Source organism: Pseudoalteromonas sp. PAST1 (genome assembly GCF_021532515.1).
GTDB lineage: Bacteria > Pseudomonadota > Gammaproteobacteria > Enterobacterales > Alteromonadaceae > Pseudoalteromonas > Pseudoalteromonas simplex.
The window spans coordinates 1-1,295 of record NZ_JAKGBH010000133.1 but is presented as its reverse complement, the minus strand read 5'-3'; the positions used below and the strand labels follow the sequence as shown (position 1 = coordinate 1,295).

2 protein-coding genes are annotated in these 1,295 nt (G+C 37.9%); one reads left to right on the top strand and one right to left on the bottom strand.

Annotation, left to right across the window (positions count from 1 at the left end; genetic code table 11):
- Positions 1-99: 99 nt before the first annotated feature.
- The gene (locus L1272_RS23020; protein WP_235374370.1) at positions 100-1,203 is read left to right on the top strand and encodes a potassium/proton antiporter; all 1,104 of its coding nucleotides are present in this window, start codon (positions 100-102) and stop codon (positions 1,201-1,203) included.
- Here L1272_RS23020 and L1272_RS23015 read toward each other — a convergent pair.
- Positions 1,177-1,295: IS3 family transposase (locus L1272_RS23015; RefSeq protein WP_235374343.1), on the bottom strand; the 119-nt coding region annotated here is incomplete at its 5' end. The two genes, L1272_RS23020 and L1272_RS23015, sit on opposite strands and share 27 nt — an antisense overlap.

Genomic DNA, 1,295 nt, shown 5'->3' with positions numbered 1-1,295 from the left:
CAACTGCTTGTAACTCATGGTAAATGCTTCTGTTTGTTTGGCGACGATAGAGTACCACCAACAGGCAGTTGATCTCTTCTCACCGTTTAACCATGAGTGGTGCACTTATTATCTGAATTCGGGGGTACTCGTAAAACTACATTTAATGTCAGCTTAAAACCGGCACTTTCTTTAGCAACATTTGGTGTCATTATAACAGCTGCAATTACGGGATGGGCTGCTCACTTAATTCTCAAGCTACCATGGCAAGAAGGTCTTTTAATTGGAGCGATTGTTGCCTCAACTGATGCGGCTGCCGTTTTTGGGTTAATTAGAAATGCTGGGTTTGAGTTGAAAGAACGTACAAGCGCTACGCTGGAAATTGAATCTGGTTCAAATGATCCAATGGCAATATTTCTTACTATTACTCTTGTTCAAATTCTACAAATAAACAGTAGTAAAATTGAGGGATGGCTGTTCATCATAGAACTTGTCCGTCAAATGGGACTTGGCTTGATAATCGGGTTTGCTGGAGGAAAACTGCTAGCTAATTTGTTGCGATATTTATCATTACCTTCATCATTATATCCTTTATTAGCATTTGCTGGTGGGTTGAGCTTGTTTGGATTCACGACTCTTTTAGGTGGGAGTGGTTTTCTAGCAATTTTTATCATTGGTGCAATAGTAGGAAATACATCGCTATCATATAGTGACGACATTAATAAGTTTCATGATGGTATTGCTTGGTTAAGTCAGATTGGAATGTTTTTAATGTTAGGATTATTAATTACGCCAACTAATTTAATACCAATCATTATCCCAGCTTTGGCTATTGCTTTCGTACTTATTTTCATTGCAAGGCCTTTAGCGGTTTTTTTATCTTTAATACCATTTCACTTCCCATGGAGAGAACAGGTGTTTATTGGATGGTGTGGTTTAAGAGGCGCTGTCCCTATAATTTTAGCCTTATTTCCTTCCTTAGCAGGACTAGAACATACTCAGACTTACTTTGAATTGGTTTTTTTTGTAGTTTTGATTTCACTGCTTGTTCAAGGTTGGACGATTTCACCGTTGGCTAAATTTCTTCAAGTAGATTTACCTCCTGCAGCAAAGGAACCTGAATATTTACATTTATCGATAAGGGATGAAAAGGAAAAGGAGCTCTTTATTTATACCGTGCTAGAAGGGTTGTTCTGGTCAACTCCAGCCGGACACTTTTCTTAAAGAATTTTCATACTCTACTGGTGACTGATCGTTATTAGCTGAGTGCAGCCTTTCCAGATTGTAATATTTCATATATTCAGTAACATCACTTT